Source organism: Acinetobacter sp. NIPH 1852 (assembly GCF_022549455.1).
Taxonomy (GTDB): Bacteria; Pseudomonadota; Gammaproteobacteria; order Pseudomonadales; family Moraxellaceae; genus Acinetobacter.
This window is the reverse complement of record NZ_JAKZGG010000015.1, coordinates 42,975-57,003: the sequence shown is the minus strand read 5'-3', so window position 1 is coordinate 57,003 and position 14,029 is coordinate 42,975. Positions and strand designations below refer to the sequence as shown.

The following is a 14,029-nucleotide window of genomic DNA, read 5'->3' as shown; positions in this document are numbered from 1 at the left end:
AAGAAAAAAGCCCTAATCTTTCGACTAGGGCTTTTTTTGAATCTGGAGCGGGAAAGGAGACTCGAACTCCCGACCCCAACCTTGGCAAGGTTATGCTCTACCAACTGAGCTATTCCCGCTTATTGAGCAGTTTTTTCTAAAACTTACACTAAAAAATTTGAGCGGGAAAGGAGACTCGAACTCCCGACCCCAACCTTGGCAAGGTTATGCTCTACCAACTGAGCTATTCCCGCATGCCGTGTATAATACATTATGCAAAAATAGGGTCAATAATTTTATGCAAAGAAAATGATTAATTGCATAAAATAAAAGCACTTCTATGCTTTTAAAAGGCAAAAAGCGAAATTTTGTATAAGCGTTTTACTCAAGGTACGCTCATGTATACTAGTGGACTACCTCAATCTGAACCTACAGAGTGACTGATGAAATTAGAACAACAGTTGATTGAACGTTTACAAACCCTCGCTCCGAGCCACCTTGAAGTGATCAATGAGTCGGCAGGACATGGTGGTTATTTTCCTGGGAAAGAATCACATTTTAAAGTGATCGTGGTCAGTGATGCGTTCCAAGGCTTACGTTTGGTACAACGCCACCAAAAAATTTATGCAGTTGCCGCTGAGCTGATGAGTCCAGGACAGATTCATGCTTTAGCCATTCACGCCTATGTGCCAAGTGAGTGGCAAGGTCAAGCGCCCGCAAGCCCTGAATGTGCACATGCACCAAAACCTTAAGGATAGATTATGGATGCACATTTAATCACCAAGATTATTCATATGTCAGCAGTCAGTCTGTTGATTTTGGTCTTTGTTGCACGCGCCGCAACGTTATTTGTAGGGACACAACAGCAACAACCTAGCCCTAAAGTACGTAAAGGTTTTGTGGGTTTACAACACTTGTCACTGACGCTGATCATCATTACTGGCGCAATATTACTGGTGATGAATAACTTTGAAATACAGTCTTGGTTCTATGCCAAAGTGATTCTATTTTTTGTACTTTGGTCGTCTATGCTTAAAACGTATCGAGAGGATAGCAGCATTTTATTGGTGCAGCGTCGCGTCGGTGTTTTGATCGGTGCAGTTGCATTGGTGGGGATTCTTGGCTTGGTGATGATGAAGCCTGTTTTTGGGTAATTGTCTGACATTGTTTTAGTAATTGTTGGGGCACTAGGTTAAACTGTGTGCAATTTGAAAAAAAATCGTGTAGAGGGAAATCATGTTAACTCGTGTGGTATTTAACCAAAAAGGTGGTGTGGGGAAGTCAAGTATCACTGTAAATTTAGCCGCGATTAGCGCTAAACAAGGATTTAGAACCTTGGTGATTGATCTAGATCCACAAGCAAATTCAAGCCAATACCTTTTAGGTGAAGATGCGACATATTCTGCGGACAAAGCCGCATTAGAGCCAAACATTGAAAATTTCTTTGACGATATTTTAGCGACAACACAGCAAAAGGGCTTGATCGGCAATGCGATCGGCTCAATTCTTAAAGCGCCTCGCAGCAAAGGTTTGGACAGTTATGTTCATCGCACATCTTTTGAAAATTTGGATGTGATTCCTGCCAGTCCAAGTTTAGGTGCGCTTGAACATGCTTTGGAAAGTAAGCATAAAATTTATAAGTTACGTGATTCGATTCAGGTGTTAAGTTCACGTTATGACCGTATTTATATTGATACGCCTCCTGCATTTAATTTCTTTACATTATCCGCGCTGATTTCAGCACAACGTGTGTTGATTCCATTTGATTGTGATGTATTTTCAAAACGTGCGTTACAAACTTTGATTGAAAATGTGCTCGAAACCCAAGATGATCATAATGATCGCTTGGAGATTGAAGGAATCGTGGTCAATCAATTCCAAGCTCAAGCAAAATTACCGCGCGAAGTGGTTCAACAGTTAAAAGATGAAGGTTTACCTGTGTTAGCAAGCATGCTGCCCCCATCTGTATTGATGAAAGAATCACATCAAAAGAATCTACCCTTGATTCATTTGGCATCTGAACATAAGTTGACGCTTGCTTATGTCACCTTGTTCAATGAGATTGAATCAAAGCAATAAGAGAACGTTATGAAACGCTTATATTGGATGCCTGTTTTGGCAGCGAGTATGCTATTGGGTGCTTGTGCATCAACGGTTAAACCCGCTTATGTCTCGCCAACACAATACCAAGCTTTAAACTGTCAACAACTACAAGCGGAATACAACCGTATTCAGCATTATATTGACAATGGTGTACAGACGCCGAAACGAACTGGTGTCGGAGTTGGCGTGGGACTTGGTGGTGGCTGGGGAGGCAAAAGCGGTTGGGGCTTTGGTCCATCAGTTTCTGTGAATATGGGCCAGTCGATGAATACCAAAAATACTGAGCTCGCAAAAGTTTTAGGTCAGCAAGATGCAATTGTGCAAGCAGCACAGTTTAAAGGCTGTCCAATTATTGTGAAACCACGACCGAAATCATAGTTTTTAGCGATTATTGCCGTAGTTCGCTACGGCAATAAAAACTAAATCTTAGCAAAATGTTTCAAGTGAAAATTATAAAAATCAATAATTTGTATTTATTTCCCGTGCTATTATCTTCATCTTGTCTATTCAGGCAGTCGCTTAAAACTTGTCTATTCCCCCTAAATTCGTTTAAGGTGGCGACCACGAACAGTCATTCGGTATATATATGATAGAGAGTTGGTTTTTTGTTTTGGCAATGTTGGCGGTGTTACTTATTCCCGGTCCAACCAATGCTATGCTTGCCAGTGCAACACACCAACAAGGTGTACCTAAAACACTCGCGTTTATCCCTATAGAATGGTTAGGCTATATATATGGTGTGAGTTTATGGGCATTGTTTATCCATCTTTTTGAACCTATTTGGCCCGCGCTGGGGGTGATTCTCCATGTTGGTGGTTTACTCTACGTGCTTTGGATGGCATTCCATCTTTGGAAAAGCTCTCATCTACAAAAACATTCTCAACATCATCAACATATACGCAAGACACAGTTATTTATATCGACCTTAAAAAACCCAAAAACGGTGCTGTTGGCAGCAGGAATTTTTCCGCTTGAGACATGGAATTCGGTCCAAAATGCGGCTTTAGTATTTACGATTTTTACGTTGATATTGATTCCAGTTTCTATTTTCTGGATGGTCTTTGGACGTGCTTTGTTGGCGGGAAGTTTGGCTGGAATTAAAGCCGACCATTTATATAAAGGATCGGCGATGTTATTGCTGATTTGTATGCTACCGATGGTATTTCGTTTCTTTTAAACTCAAGTAGTAGCAGAGCTGGCTAGGCTTTGCGACGATTCATTCTTTGACGAATAAAACCGATAATACCCGGTAAAATACTGAGAATAATGATGCCGAAAATCAAAAAGGTGAAATTGTCTTTCACAATTGGCATGTTACCAAATAGATAACCCAATGTAATAAATGAGGAAATCCAGCAGAAAGCGCCTATGACGTTGTAGGTGAGGAAGTATTTATAGTTCATGCTACCCGCACCAGCAACAAAGGGCGCAAAGGTGCGTGCGAATGGAATAAATCGGGCAAATATAATGGTTTTTCCGCCGTGACGTTCAAAAAACTGCTGCGTTTTAAACAAGTGCTGTTTATTGATAAAACGCGAATTAGTTTCAAATACACGCGGGCCGATATAGTGACCAATATGATAATTGACGGTATCGCCTAATACAGCCGCAATAAACAGCAACACACCTAATACCCATGGATCCATGACACCTGTTGAAGCGGCAAGTGCACCGGCTGCAAAAAGTAAACTATCACCCGGTAGAAATGGCATAACTACAAAGCCAGTTTCGACAAAAATAATGAGAAACAAAATGGCATAGATCCATACGCCATAATTGGTGATAAACTCTAAAAGGTGCTCGTCAACGTGCAGAATAAAATCAATGAGTTCCATGAAAATGTTAACACTATAAATTTGAGCTAAATCCTAACAGTGCATGTGTGGAATGTCAGTATAAAAAGCAAATTAATTGGTAACTTTACTTGAGTCACAGACGAGGTTACGCAAGATGAAAAAGCCCTCATTGTTTCAAATACAGAACGATGCGTGAACAAATATAGTGTTTATTGCAAAATAAAAGATACATAAACTGTTCTTATCTTAAAAAATCACATGGAATAAAACATGTTAAATCCGAATGTTGTTGTAAAAAATATCGTAACGCAGTCTGGTGTAGAAAGCACAGTTGCGCTAATTGCTCGTATTCTAATGGCGCTCATTTTTATTCTTGCAGGTTGGGGGAAACTTACCGCCTATGGTGCTACCGCAGGTTATATGGAAGCCATGGGTGTGCCTGCTGCATTGTTGCCGCTGACTATTTTGGTTGAACTTGGTGGTGGTTTAGCACTGTTATTTGGTTTCCAAGCACGTTTTGCTGCATTTGGCCTAGCGATCTTTAGTATTTTGACCGCATTTCTTTTTCATGCTGCCGATGATCAAGCACAACAAATTAACTTTATGAAGAATTTAGCGATGTCAGGCGGTCTATTTTATCTGATGCTGCATGGCGCAGGTCGTTTTAGTCTTGATCATGCCATTGAAAAATAATCATCGATGCAAATAACCTTCACTTAAACCAGTGAGGGTTATTTTTTTACCTATAAATTTTACCGATGATTACAAACAAAAGTCGAAATTTCTGCTTAGATCATAAGATGTTAAACACAGCGGGATTTGAAATGAAAAGAATGATGGTGAGTTGTGGGCTTTTGATTGTACTGGGATTGTCTTCAGGTGCTTGGGCAGGTAAAGATGATCATGTGTTGGTACAAGAAGCCGCTAAGAATGTCGTGACAGTGAGTCAGGCAGCAAAAATGGCAGATGAAACAGGCGTTACCTTGACGGGTCAAATTACTAAACATCTCAAAAGTGATCACTATGAGTTCAAAGATGCCAGTGGTACGATTGGTGTTGAAATTGATGATGATATTTGGCGTCAAGCAGGATTAAAGGTCGGTGATCATGTACGACTCGTGGGTGAGGTGGATACCCATCGTTATAAGCCGACTGATATAGAAGTGATTAGCATTGAGAAACATCAGCACTGATTAAAAATAAAAAAAGGAAGCGAGCGCTTCCTTTTTTGATTGGGAAAAATTTAGAGCATAAAGAGAATTTGCATCTCGCCCACCATAAAACCAAGTACCGCACCCACGATGATCAATGACCATTCATCTTCTTTAAATGCGGGGCGTAGCATACCTTCAAATTCTTCAGGACTGAGTCGTTGCATGCGTTTGACCAGCGTATTGCGGACATCCATTGCATCTTCAGCATAAGATTCTACATAACGCATTGTTTCTGGTAGTTGTTGCAAAATACGTTCAGTTACTTCTGTTTTGATATTTTGATACTTCTCACCGCCAATCGCATAGACCACGAGAGGGCGAACCACGCCTGCTTGTAAGTCAATTTCTTGTTTGACATGTCGACTGACCAGATCAATGACTTTATCTGAGTGTGTACCAGAAAAAAGCTCTTCCATCATGTTGCGAGAAGTGAGTAACTGCTTTGAAATTAAAGCGGCGTAATCGGCTGCGACTTCATTTTGGCGCTTAATGAAAAGCCCTTGGAATGTAAAACCCATAACTTTTTTCGGGTGCAGTGGTCTAAACATCATTTGTAAAGCAATCCAGTCACTGAAAAAGCCGACAAAACCACCAAATAATGGGAGCATCCATGGATACTGACCTTGGGTCACAACCCAGCATACCATCTGAATTACACCAATCCCGAAACCAAAAATAAAGCCGACATTACTAAAGAATTTGAATTCTTGTTTGCCGACTTTTTTAAAGATTTCGTTGAGTAAGCGTTTGTCTTTAAGCAGATTGTTGACCACCATGTGCTTAATATCGAAGTACTTAGTGACATCTTTTTGTACTTCACCCATGATATGTTCAACAATTTCAGGCGCTTTGGCTTGAACTCGCTTAATCAATCTCTGACGTGCAAACTCTGGCATACCTTCCCACAAGCCGGGTTGATACTGTTGAGCTACTTCACGGGTAATGTCCTCTGCGGCCGCCATTAATGGTTTTTCAATTTCTTGGGCGATACGCTTTGGGTCGAGTCTGGCAAAAATTTCTTCAGGTTTAATTAGCTTCGAGGTCATCAGCTCTACGGCTGTGGTTGCCATCTTTTCTGCTTTACGGGGTACAATTCCTTGCCATCCCAGCGGTAAGCCAAATAATCTAAGCCCTTTAAATTCAAGTGGCCCGAACATCATTTGAACCGCAATGACTTTGGTTATATAACCAATAAAGCCACTAATAAACGGGATGGAAATATATAACCAGAAATTCTGTTGAAAATCCGCAATCATTTCTTGAAACATTATTTTATTGGTCCTTCAAGTCCTAATTGTTGCTCGTGATCGGGCAAGCCATAGATAAAGAGTTAAATATTTGAGGATAGATGTTGATGATTCGCCTATACATGTATGTATTAGGCTTTGAGTCCCCTTTTGTTAGTTTTCCTTTTTCAAGGACATCGAAATCGCAAAAAAATAAGCAAACGATGGCGTCGATTGAATACCTTTCCATGGTAATGCAAATTTTCGCTTCATCATATTAGCACCAATTTTTGCTTTGTGTTGAGCAGAATTGGCAAGAATTGTTGATTTAGCTCTCTTTTTCGATGTTGTGCAGCAAAAATTTAATTTAAATATTAGCGGCCGTTGATGAGTAGCGCTAAAAAATAAGATAGGTGATGAATTGCGGTGCGCCAAAGCATGAAAAATGTTAGAATAGGGCGCTTATTTCATTTGCTTTTATGTTTAGCTATGACGACCAATACTCAAATTACTGAAGATCGTATCCTTATCTTGGATTTCGGCTCTCAATATAGCCAGCTGATTGCACGACGTGTGCGTGAAGCAGGTGTCTACTCTGAAATGTATGCCTTCGATATGTCTGAAGAAGACATTCGTGCATTCAATCCAAACGGGATTATTTTATCAGGTGGCCCTGAAAGCGTACATCAAGAAGGTAGTCCACGTGCACCTCAAGTTGTATTTGAGCTGGGTGTGCCAGTTTTGGGTATTTGCTATGGTTTGCAAACCATGTCTGAACAACTGGGCGGAAAAGTAGAAGCTGGTACAGTTCATGAGTTTGGCTATGCTGAAGTTGATATTGTGGTGCGTGATCAGTTAATTGGTCATTTGCAAGATCGTGAAAACCAACTGCATGTATGGATGAGCCATGGCGATAAAGTCGGTGCGATTCCTGAAGGTTTCCAAGTCACAGCAAGTACGCCGAGCTGTCCATTTGCTGCAGTGAGTGATGAAACACGCCGTTTTTATGGTGTGCAGTTCCACCCTGAAGTCACGCATACTGCTAAAGGTGCTGAGTTACTTTCTAACTTTGTGCACAAGATTTGTGGTTGCCGTGGTTTGTGGACACCTGAACACATCATTGATTTGCGTATCGAACAACTACGCCAACAAATTGGTAATGAAAAAGTTCTGTTAGGTTTATCTGGTGGTGTCGATTCATCTGTCGTGGCTGCATTGTTGCACAAAGCGATTGGCGATCAATTAACTTGCGTATTTGTAGACAATGGTCTGCTTCGTTTAAACGAAGGTGATCAAGTGATGCAAATGTTCGCAGAAAACATGGGGATTCGAGTCATTCGTGCCGATGCGGAACAGCGTTTCTTATCTGCATTGGCTGGTGAAGTTGATCCTGAGAAAAAACGTAAAATCATTGGTCGTGAATTTATTGCCGTCTTCGCTGAAGAAGCGCGTAAATTGGATGGCGTGAAATTCTTGGCGCAAGGTACGATTTACCCAGATGTTATTGAATCTGCTGCGAGCAAACAAGGTAAAGCACACGTCATTAAATCACACCACAATGTTGGTGGTTTACCTGATGATTTAGAGTTTGAATTGGTTGAGCCATTACGTGACTTGTTCAAAGATGAAGTACGTAAATTGGGAACCACCATTGGTTTGCCACACAGCATGATTTATCGTCATCCATTCCCAGGTCCAGGTTTGGGCGTGCGTATCTTGGGTGAAGTGAAAAAAGAATATGCAGATATTCTACGTCTTGCCGATGACATCTTTATGCAAGAGCTTCGTGCAAGTGGTTGGTATGACAAGACTGCTCAAGCATTCGCGGTATTCCAACCTGTAAAATCAGTTGGTGTGGTAGGTGATGGTCGTCGTTATGCATGGGTAATTGCACTTCGTGCGGTTGAAACCGTTGACTTTATGACAGCGCGTTTTGCTCATTTACCGTATGACTTGGTTGATAAAATCTCAACACGTATCATGAACGAAATCAAAGATGTTTCACGTGTTGTGTACGACGTGTCATCTAAGCCACCAGCAACGATTGAATGGGAGTAAATTTGAGCTTTCTAAAAGCGATAGCTTTTAGCCAAATTTACGCTAAAGGCTACGCCTGAGGCAGTACGGGGTTTCATGAAGCAACGCTTCATGCCAGTTTTATGCTAAGAGCTATCTTCGCATCGAGATAAAATTACCTTTAAAAAAGAGCGCTTAGGTGCTCTTTTTTTGATTTATAATTGATAAAGATTAAATTTATAAGAGAAAAAGTATGGCTTTACCTAACCATCAAGAATTGATGCTACCGTTATTAAAGGTTTTAAAAAAACAAAGTCAACCGATCCAAATTAGTCATGCTGGAAAATTATTGGCTGAACAGTCAAATTTAACGGCAGAAGAATTAAGTAAGATGATTCCTAGTGGTAAAAGAACGGTTTTTTATGATCGTGTTGGCTGGGCGAAAACATATTTAGTTAAGGCAGGATTAATTTTTCAACCAGATTGGGGACTGTGTGAATTATCTGAGGAAGCTAAGAAGTTAAATTTAGAGTTATTAAATAAAATAGATAATGATTTTTTAATGCAATATGAAAGCTTCCGTAATTTTAAAATGCCGCCAAATATTAAAGGCGATAAACAAATCACCTCTATGTTAGGAAAATCTGATTTAGAAACGCCCGAAGAGTCACTTCAAAGAATAAATGAAATTTTATTATCCAGTTTGAAAGATGATTTGCTGAATCTTGTAAAAGCAAAGCATCCTTCATTTTTTGAACGATTAGTTGTAGATTTGCTTGTTGCTATGGGTTATGGCGGTTCACATCAAGATGCGGCACAAGCAATAGGTAAAACAAGTGATGGTGGTATTGATGGAATCATCAGTGAAGATCGTTTGGGATTAGATAAAATCTATATACAGGCGAAGCGTTGGGGAAATACAGTCGGTCGACCTGATATTCAACAATTTAAAGGTGCTTTGACAGATCAGGTTGCTAAGAAAGGTGTATTCATTACCACATCAAATTTTAGTAAGGAAGCAGTTGAATCAGCTAAGAAATCAGGAATTGTGTTAATTGATGGTGACAAATTAACCTCATTGATGATCGAGTTTGGGTTAGGGGTGCAAATAGAACGAAGTTTTCAAATTTATAAAATAGATCAAGACCGGTTTGATGAAGATAACTTTTAAAGACGCCAAAAGCGTCTTTTTATTATTCTTAGATTCACAAAACAAAAAAAGATCAGCCCCATCACTTCAAACATGAAACCTGTTTAATTATACCCTTGATCACAAATCTAAGCGGCTCTACATTTACACAAGATATTGTTAATAAATAATAAATTCATAAAGATGAATTTCACTCACTTTTCTATGAAACTAAATCATTTTTATTCATGTTGTGAATCGGGTATAAATCACATCATAAAGAAATTAGATTTATCACGGAAATTAGGGTGTCAGATCAATGAGTAAAGAATTTAAATTTACGCTTAAGAGTATTCGTTTCGATGAAGACTATCGCCCTTCAGACAATACTCGCATTACCACCAACTTTGCGAATTTGGCTAGAGGCGAAAGTCGTCAAGAAAATTTACGCAATACTTTAAAAATGATCGACAATCGTTTCAATACTTTGGCACATTGGGATAACCCAAATAGCGATCGCTATTCTGTCGAACTTGAAATTATTTCCGTTGAAATGAAAATTGATGCTGAAAGCAATACAAATGCACTGCCTTTGATTGAAATATTGAAAACCAATATCGTTGATAAAAAAACCAATCAGCGCATTGAAGGCATTGTCGGGAATAATTTTTCTTCTTACGTACGTGATTATGATTTTAGTGTGGTATTGCTTGATCATAATAAAAATCAGTCTGAATTTAAAACACCAGAAAACTTTGGTGATCTACACGGCAACTTATTTAAGAGCTTTATTAGTTCTGATACTTACAAAGCAAACTTCAAAAAACAGCCTGTGATCTGCCTCAGTGTTTCAAGCAGTAAAGTTTATCGCCGTAGTGATAATCAACATCCAGTTTTGGGTGTCGAATACCTGCAAGATGAATACTCTTTAACTGATGAGTATTTCCAAAAAATGGGCTTAAAAGTTCGCTACTTTATGCCGCCAAATAGTGTTGCACCTTTGGCTTTCTATTTCTCTGGTGATTTGTTAAGTGATTACACCAATCTTGAGTTGATCAGCACGATCAGTACCATGGAAAGCTTCCAAAAGATTTATCGTCCTGAGATTTACAATGCTAACGCTGCGGCAGGAACATCTTATCAACCGAGTTTGAAGAACCAAGATTATTCACTTACTCGCATTGTGTATGACCGAGAAGAGCGTAGCCGATTGGCGATTGAACAAGGCAAATTCGTTGAAGAGCAGTTCATCAAACCCTATCAGAAGATTCTTGAGCAGTGGGCGAAGAACTATGCTGATCAAAACTGTGCTGCTGTTTAACTATTCATATTGAGAAGATGATTGACGATGAAAATATTATTACCGACTTCAACAGCTGGCAGCTTACCAAAACCATCTTGGCTTGCAGAACCAGAAAAGCTTTGGTCACCTTGGAAGTTGCAAGATGAAGAACTGATTCACGGCAAACAAGATGCGTTACGTTTGTCGTTGCAAGAACAGCAGCATGCAGGCATTGACATCGTTAGCGATGGTGAACAAACCCGTCAGCATTTTGTCACCACTTTTATTGAACACCTTGACGGTGTAGATTTTGAAAAACGTGAAACCGTTCGAATCCGTGATCGTTATGATGCGAGTGTACCGTCAGTTGTGGGTGCTGTAAGTCGTCAAAAACCTGTTTTTGTTGAAGATGCTAAATTTTTACGTCAGCAAACCAAGCAACCGATCAAATGGGCGTTGCCTGGTCCGATGACCATGATTGATACGCTTTATGATGGTCACTACAAAAGCCGTGAAAAACTCGCTTGGGAATTTGCCAAAATTCTTAATCAAGAAGCGAGAGAGTTAGAAGCCGCAGGTGTAGATATCATTCAGTTTGATGAGCCAGCATTTAATGTTTTCTTTGATGAAGTGAATGATTGGGGTGTTGCCACCTTAGAAAGAGCACTCGAAGGTCTTAAGTGTGAAACTGCCGTTCATATTTGCTATGGCTATGGCATCAAAGCCAATACCGATTGGAAAAAGACACTCGGTTCAGAGTGGCGTCAATATGAAGAAGCATTCCCAAAGCTGCAAAAATCCAAGATTGATATCGTTTCGTTAGAATGCCAAAACTCACGTGTGCCAATGGATCTGATTGAGTTGATTCGAGGCAAGAAAGTGATGGTGGGTGCGATCGATGTGGCAACGAATCAAGTTGAAACACCTGAACAAGTTGCCGATACCTTACGCAAAGCGCTTCAGTTTGTTGATGCTGACAAGCTCTATCCATCGACGAACTGTGGCATGGCACCTTTAGCGCGTGAAGTCGCAAGAGGCAAGCTCAATGCTTTAAGTGCAGGTGCTGAAATCATCCGTAGAGAACTTTCTGCTTAATACTTACCAAAATCGTATGTGTAAAGGGATGAGGCAGTTTGATTGGATTTTTTCATGATCAAACTGCTCATCCCACTCCATAAAGATGAAGTGCTTGCGTGACGGAATAGCTTGGTATCACTAAATCTCAAAACTAAGGTGCAATTTAGGAACAATGTGATGATTGAAGCAACAGACTTTAGAAATGCAATGTCTTTGTTAACCAGTGCAATTAGTGTCGTGACTACGGCAGGCTTATCTGGTCGTTATGGATTTACTGCATCTGCCGTGTGTAGTGTTACAGATACGCCGCCGACATTGTTGGTCTGTATGAATCAAGCGTCTAGCTCACATGTTCATTTTGTAGAAAACAAAATTTTAACCGTGAATGTGTTAGGCGCGCAGCATGAGCATGTTTCCAAAGTATTTTCGTCTAAGTTAGGTCCAGAAGAACGATTTAAACATGGGATTTGGACAGAATTGGAAACTGGTGCACCCGTTTTAAATGATGCTTTGGTGAGTTTTGATTGTGAGATTGAGCAAATTCAACAAGTCGGAACGCACACTATTTTTATTTGTCCTATTGTTGCGATTCAACAAAGTCAGCACGATCAAAGCTTAGTTTATTTCAATCGTGCTTATCATCAAGTGGGGCAGATAGAAATCGCTTAACCCCATTGTGTATTCTCTTGTGCCCTCTAAAAATGGATTATCTCATTCATGACACTCTGCGTATTACTAAAAGACTATATTGATTGATGTGTGTATTGTTAAGATCAATAAAACAACTCATTGCAATAGCATAGGTAAAAAAGAGAGCGATATCATGAGCAATAACAACGATTACGATATTTCTGATTCAAAAGACTGCGAAACTTATATCAATCAATTTATTCAAGATTTTACAATTCGTTCGGCTGAAATTGGTAAGGGGACCGTGATTAAACGTGCTTTGCCAAGTCGACATAAACGCTTAGTCGGCGCTTGGTGTTTCCTTGATCATGCTGGGCCTGTGACGTTCCCTGCAGGGGATGGTTTAGATGTGGGGCCACATCCACATATTGGTTTGCAGACATTTACATGGATGATTGAAGGCACCATGATGCATACCGATAGTCTGGGTTCAAAACAGTTGATTCGCCCAAAACAGGTCAATTTAATGACGGCAGGGCGTGGGATTTCGCATACTGAAGTTGCCCCTGATACTGAAACCAAAATGCATGCGGCACAGCTCTGGATTGCATTGCCAGATGATAAGCGTGATATGGAACCGAACTTTGAACATTATCCAGAATTGCCTGTGGTCACCAAAGACCAAGTTGAGTTTACGGTGTTGGTCGGTGACTTTTTAGAAACGTTATCACCTGTGAAAGTGCATACCCCTTTGGTGGGTGTAGATCTCACCGCCCAAGCCGATACGAAAACACGTATTCCGTTAAACCCAGAGTTTGAATATGCCTTTATGGCACTTGAGGGAACGGCTTGCGTCAATGGTCATGAGCTAAACATAGACAATATGGTGGTCTTGGAAAAAGGTTTAACTGAAATATCAGTGGAGCTGACAAAAGGTCATCGTGTGTTATTGATTGGCGGTGAACCCTTTGAGTCACCTATTTTACTGTGGTGGAATTTTGTTGCACGTACCATGGATGATTTGAAACAAGCACGTCAAGACTGGGTTAACCATGATGCACGCTTTGGCGAGATTGCTGATTATCAAGGCAAACGCTTAGAAGCACCAGTATTACCTGATCAAATGAGGGCGTCGAAATGAGTGTGATTGCAAGTGCAAAAGTACAGACTTTGGCAGCACCGTGGAAAGGTGAGGTGACGAGTGGTACACATCAATTTCTCACCGATAAGCCAGAAGCTGCTGGCGGACACGATACTGGCCCCGCACCTTATGATTTCCTCACCGCGAGTTTGGCATCATGTACCATGATTACCTTGCGGATGTATGCCAAACACAAGGAAATGGAGTTGGGTGATTTTCAAGTTGAGGTCGATTTTCATACTAATCGCGAACAACAGGAAAAAATACAGCGCCGCGTAATCTTTACGCAACCTATTTCACAAGACTTAAAAGAAAAGCTTCTCAATGTCTGTAGCAAAACACCAGTGACTAAAACTTTGTTACGCAGTTTAGACATAGAGACCGTGATTCTTTAAGACTAAAGTGCTATTGTGCTTGGGCAAAACATAATTCTAAG

At 40.3% G+C, this 14,029-nt stretch carries 16 protein-coding genes and 2 tRNA genes; 14 read left to right on the top strand and 4 right to left on the bottom strand.

Annotation, left to right across the window (positions count from 1 at the left end; genetic code table 11):
- Positions 1 to 43 precede the first annotated feature (43 nt).
- Together MMO38_RS12430 and MMO38_RS12425 are read right to left on the bottom strand one after the other, a co-directional pair.
- Positions 44 to 119: transfer RNA gene (locus tag MMO38_RS12430), tRNA-Gly, on the bottom strand.
- 41 nt (positions 120 to 160) lie between these two features.
- Positions 161 to 233 (bottom strand) — tRNA-Gly (locus MMO38_RS12425).
- A 189-nt stretch (positions 234 to 422) separates the two neighbouring features.
- Between MMO38_RS12425 and MMO38_RS12420 the strand changes: the two genes are divergently transcribed.
- The 5 genes from MMO38_RS12420 to MMO38_RS12400 all read left to right on the top strand — a co-directional run bounded on the left by MMO38_RS12420 (position 423) and on the right by MMO38_RS12400 (position 3,259).
- Positions 423 to 731, top strand: a complete 309-nt coding sequence (locus MMO38_RS12420) for a BolA family protein (protein ID WP_004668077.1) — start codon at positions 423 to 425, stop codon at positions 729 to 731.
- A 9-nt stretch (positions 732 to 740) separates the two neighbouring features.
- A complete protein-coding gene (locus MMO38_RS12415) occupies positions 741 to 1,133 on the top strand; it encodes a SirB2 family protein (RefSeq protein ID WP_241323729.1) in 393 nt (130 codons plus the stop codon).
- 82 nt (positions 1,134 to 1,215) lie between these two features.
- Complete coding sequence (locus MMO38_RS12410; protein ID WP_241323728.1) at positions 1,216 to 2,058, top strand: ParA family protein; 843 nt, start codon at positions 1,216 to 1,218, stop codon at positions 2,056 to 2,058.
- Between the two features lie 9 nt (positions 2,059 to 2,067).
- The gene (locus MMO38_RS12405) at positions 2,068 to 2,460 is read left to right on the top strand and encodes a hypothetical protein (RefSeq protein ID WP_004668081.1); all 393 of its coding nucleotides are present in this window, start codon (positions 2,068 to 2,070) and stop codon (positions 2,458 to 2,460) included.
- Between the two features lie 208 nt (positions 2,461 to 2,668).
- Positions 2,669 to 3,259, top strand: coding sequence for a LysE family transporter (locus MMO38_RS12400; protein WP_004668082.1), 591 nt, complete (start codon positions 2,669 to 2,671; stop codon positions 3,257 to 3,259).
- A 22-nt stretch (positions 3,260 to 3,281) separates the two neighbouring features.
- Here MMO38_RS12400 and MMO38_RS12395 read toward each other — a convergent pair whose 3' ends face one another.
- Positions 3,282 to 3,917 carry a DedA family protein gene (locus tag MMO38_RS12395; RefSeq protein ID WP_004668083.1) on the bottom strand — a complete coding sequence of 212 codons (636 nt, stop codon included), beginning with the start codon at positions 3,915 to 3,917 and terminating at the stop codon, positions 3,282 to 3,284.
- A 231-nt stretch (positions 3,918 to 4,148) separates the two neighbouring features.
- Here MMO38_RS12395 and MMO38_RS12390 point away from each other — a divergent pair, with 231 nt between their 5' ends.
- Both MMO38_RS12390 and MMO38_RS12385 read left to right on the top strand, forming a co-directional pair.
- Positions 4,149 to 4,571 (top strand): DoxX family protein, encoded by a 423-nt coding sequence (locus MMO38_RS12390; protein WP_241323727.1) that lies wholly within the window; start codon positions 4,149 to 4,151, stop codon positions 4,569 to 4,571.
- A 131-nt stretch (positions 4,572 to 4,702) separates the two neighbouring features.
- Positions 4,703 to 5,071, top strand: a complete 369-nt coding sequence (locus MMO38_RS12385) for a NirD/YgiW/YdeI family stress tolerance protein (protein WP_241323726.1) — start codon at positions 4,703 to 4,705, stop codon at positions 5,069 to 5,071.
- A gap of 50 nt (positions 5,072 to 5,121) precedes the next feature.
- Here MMO38_RS12385 and MMO38_RS12380 read toward each other — a convergent pair whose 3' ends face one another.
- Positions 5,122 to 6,348, bottom strand: a complete 1,227-nt coding sequence (locus MMO38_RS12380) for a DUF445 family protein (RefSeq protein WP_241323749.1) — start codon at positions 6,346 to 6,348, stop codon at positions 5,122 to 5,124.
- A 459-nt stretch (positions 6,349 to 6,807) separates the two neighbouring features.
- Here MMO38_RS12380 and guaA point away from each other — a divergent pair, with 459 nt between their 5' ends.
- The 7 genes from guaA (at position 6,808) to MMO38_RS12345 (ending at position 13,988) form a co-directional block, all read left to right on the top strand.
- Positions 6,808 to 8,376, top strand: coding sequence for a glutamine-hydrolyzing GMP synthase (gene guaA, locus MMO38_RS12375; protein ID WP_034594860.1), 1,569 nt, complete (start codon positions 6,808 to 6,810; stop codon positions 8,374 to 8,376).
- Between the two features lie 211 nt (positions 8,377 to 8,587).
- Positions 8,588 to 9,505, top strand: coding sequence for a restriction endonuclease (locus MMO38_RS12370; RefSeq protein ID WP_241323725.1), 918 nt, complete (start codon positions 8,588 to 8,590; stop codon positions 9,503 to 9,505).
- 277 nt (positions 9,506 to 9,782) lie between these two features.
- Entirely contained in the window at positions 9,783 to 10,784 is a 1,002-nt protein-coding gene (locus MMO38_RS12365) for a DUF1852 domain-containing protein (protein WP_241323724.1), read from the top strand.
- A gap of 27 nt (positions 10,785 to 10,811) precedes the next feature.
- Positions 10,812 to 11,840 (top strand): methionine synthase, encoded by a 1,029-nt coding sequence (locus tag MMO38_RS12360; RefSeq protein WP_004668092.1) that lies wholly within the window; start codon positions 10,812 to 10,814, stop codon positions 11,838 to 11,840.
- Positions 11,841 to 11,999: 159 nt separating this feature from the next.
- Complete coding sequence (locus MMO38_RS12355; protein WP_241323723.1) at positions 12,000 to 12,491, top strand: flavin reductase; 492 nt, start codon at positions 12,000 to 12,002, stop codon at positions 12,489 to 12,491.
- A gap of 154 nt (positions 12,492 to 12,645) precedes the next feature.
- Positions 12,646 to 13,593, top strand: a complete 948-nt coding sequence (locus MMO38_RS12350; protein ID WP_241323722.1) for a pirin family protein — start codon at positions 12,646 to 12,648, stop codon at positions 13,591 to 13,593.
- A complete protein-coding gene (locus MMO38_RS12345; protein WP_005194571.1) occupies positions 13,590 to 13,988 on the top strand; it encodes an OsmC family protein in 399 nt (132 codons plus the stop codon). Before MMO38_RS12350 ends, MMO38_RS12345 begins: the two co-directional genes overlap by 4 nt.
- The last annotated feature ends 41 nt before the right edge of the window (positions 13,989 to 14,029 follow it).

Excerpts from the sequence above, each read along its gene's own strand:
- MMO38_RS12365 (WP_241323724.1), top strand. The coding sequence starts at position 9,783 with ATGAGTAAAGAATTTAAATTTACGCTTAAGAGTATTCGTTTCGATGAA.
- MMO38_RS12370 (WP_241323725.1), top strand. The coding sequence starts at position 8,588 with ATGGCTTTACCTAACCATCAAGAATTGATGCTACCGTTATTAAAGGTT.
- MMO38_RS12380 (WP_241323749.1), bottom strand. The coding sequence starts at position 6,348 with ATGATTGCGGATTTTCAACAGAATTTCTGGTTATATATTTCCATCCCG.
- MMO38_RS12385 (WP_241323726.1), top strand. The coding sequence starts at position 4,703 with ATGAAAAGAATGATGGTGAGTTGTGGGCTTTTGATTGTACTGGGATTG.
- MMO38_RS12420 (WP_004668077.1), top strand. The coding sequence starts at position 423 with ATGAAATTAGAACAACAGTTGATTGAACGTTTACAAACCCTCGCTCCG.
- MMO38_RS12360 (WP_004668092.1), top strand. The coding sequence starts at position 10,812 with ATGAAAATATTATTACCGACTTCAACAGCTGGCAGCTTACCAAAACCA.
- MMO38_RS12400 (WP_004668082.1), top strand. The coding sequence starts at position 2,669 with ATGATAGAGAGTTGGTTTTTTGTTTTGGCAATGTTGGCGGTGTTACTT.
- MMO38_RS12350 (WP_241323722.1), top strand. The coding sequence starts at position 12,646 with ATGAGCAATAACAACGATTACGATATTTCTGATTCAAAAGACTGCGAA.
- MMO38_RS12390 (WP_241323727.1), top strand. The coding sequence starts at position 4,149 with ATGTTAAATCCGAATGTTGTTGTAAAAAATATCGTAACGCAGTCTGGT.
- MMO38_RS12345 (WP_005194571.1), top strand. The coding sequence starts at position 13,590 with ATGAGTGTGATTGCAAGTGCAAAAGTACAGACTTTGGCAGCACCGTGG.
- MMO38_RS12405 (WP_004668081.1), top strand. The coding sequence starts at position 2,068 with ATGAAACGCTTATATTGGATGCCTGTTTTGGCAGCGAGTATGCTATTG.
- MMO38_RS12355 (WP_241323723.1), top strand. The coding sequence starts at position 12,000 with ATGATTGAAGCAACAGACTTTAGAAATGCAATGTCTTTGTTAACCAGT.
- guaA (WP_034594860.1), top strand. The coding sequence starts at position 6,808 with ATGACGACCAATACTCAAATTACTGAAGATCGTATCCTTATCTTGGAT.
- MMO38_RS12415 (WP_241323729.1), top strand. The coding sequence starts at position 741 with ATGGATGCACATTTAATCACCAAGATTATTCATATGTCAGCAGTCAGT.
- MMO38_RS12395 (WP_004668083.1), bottom strand. The coding sequence starts at position 3,917 with ATGGAACTCATTGATTTTATTCTGCACGTTGACGAGCACCTTTTAGAG.
- MMO38_RS12410 (WP_241323728.1), top strand. The coding sequence starts at position 1,216 with ATGTTAACTCGTGTGGTATTTAACCAAAAAGGTGGTGTGGGGAAGTCA.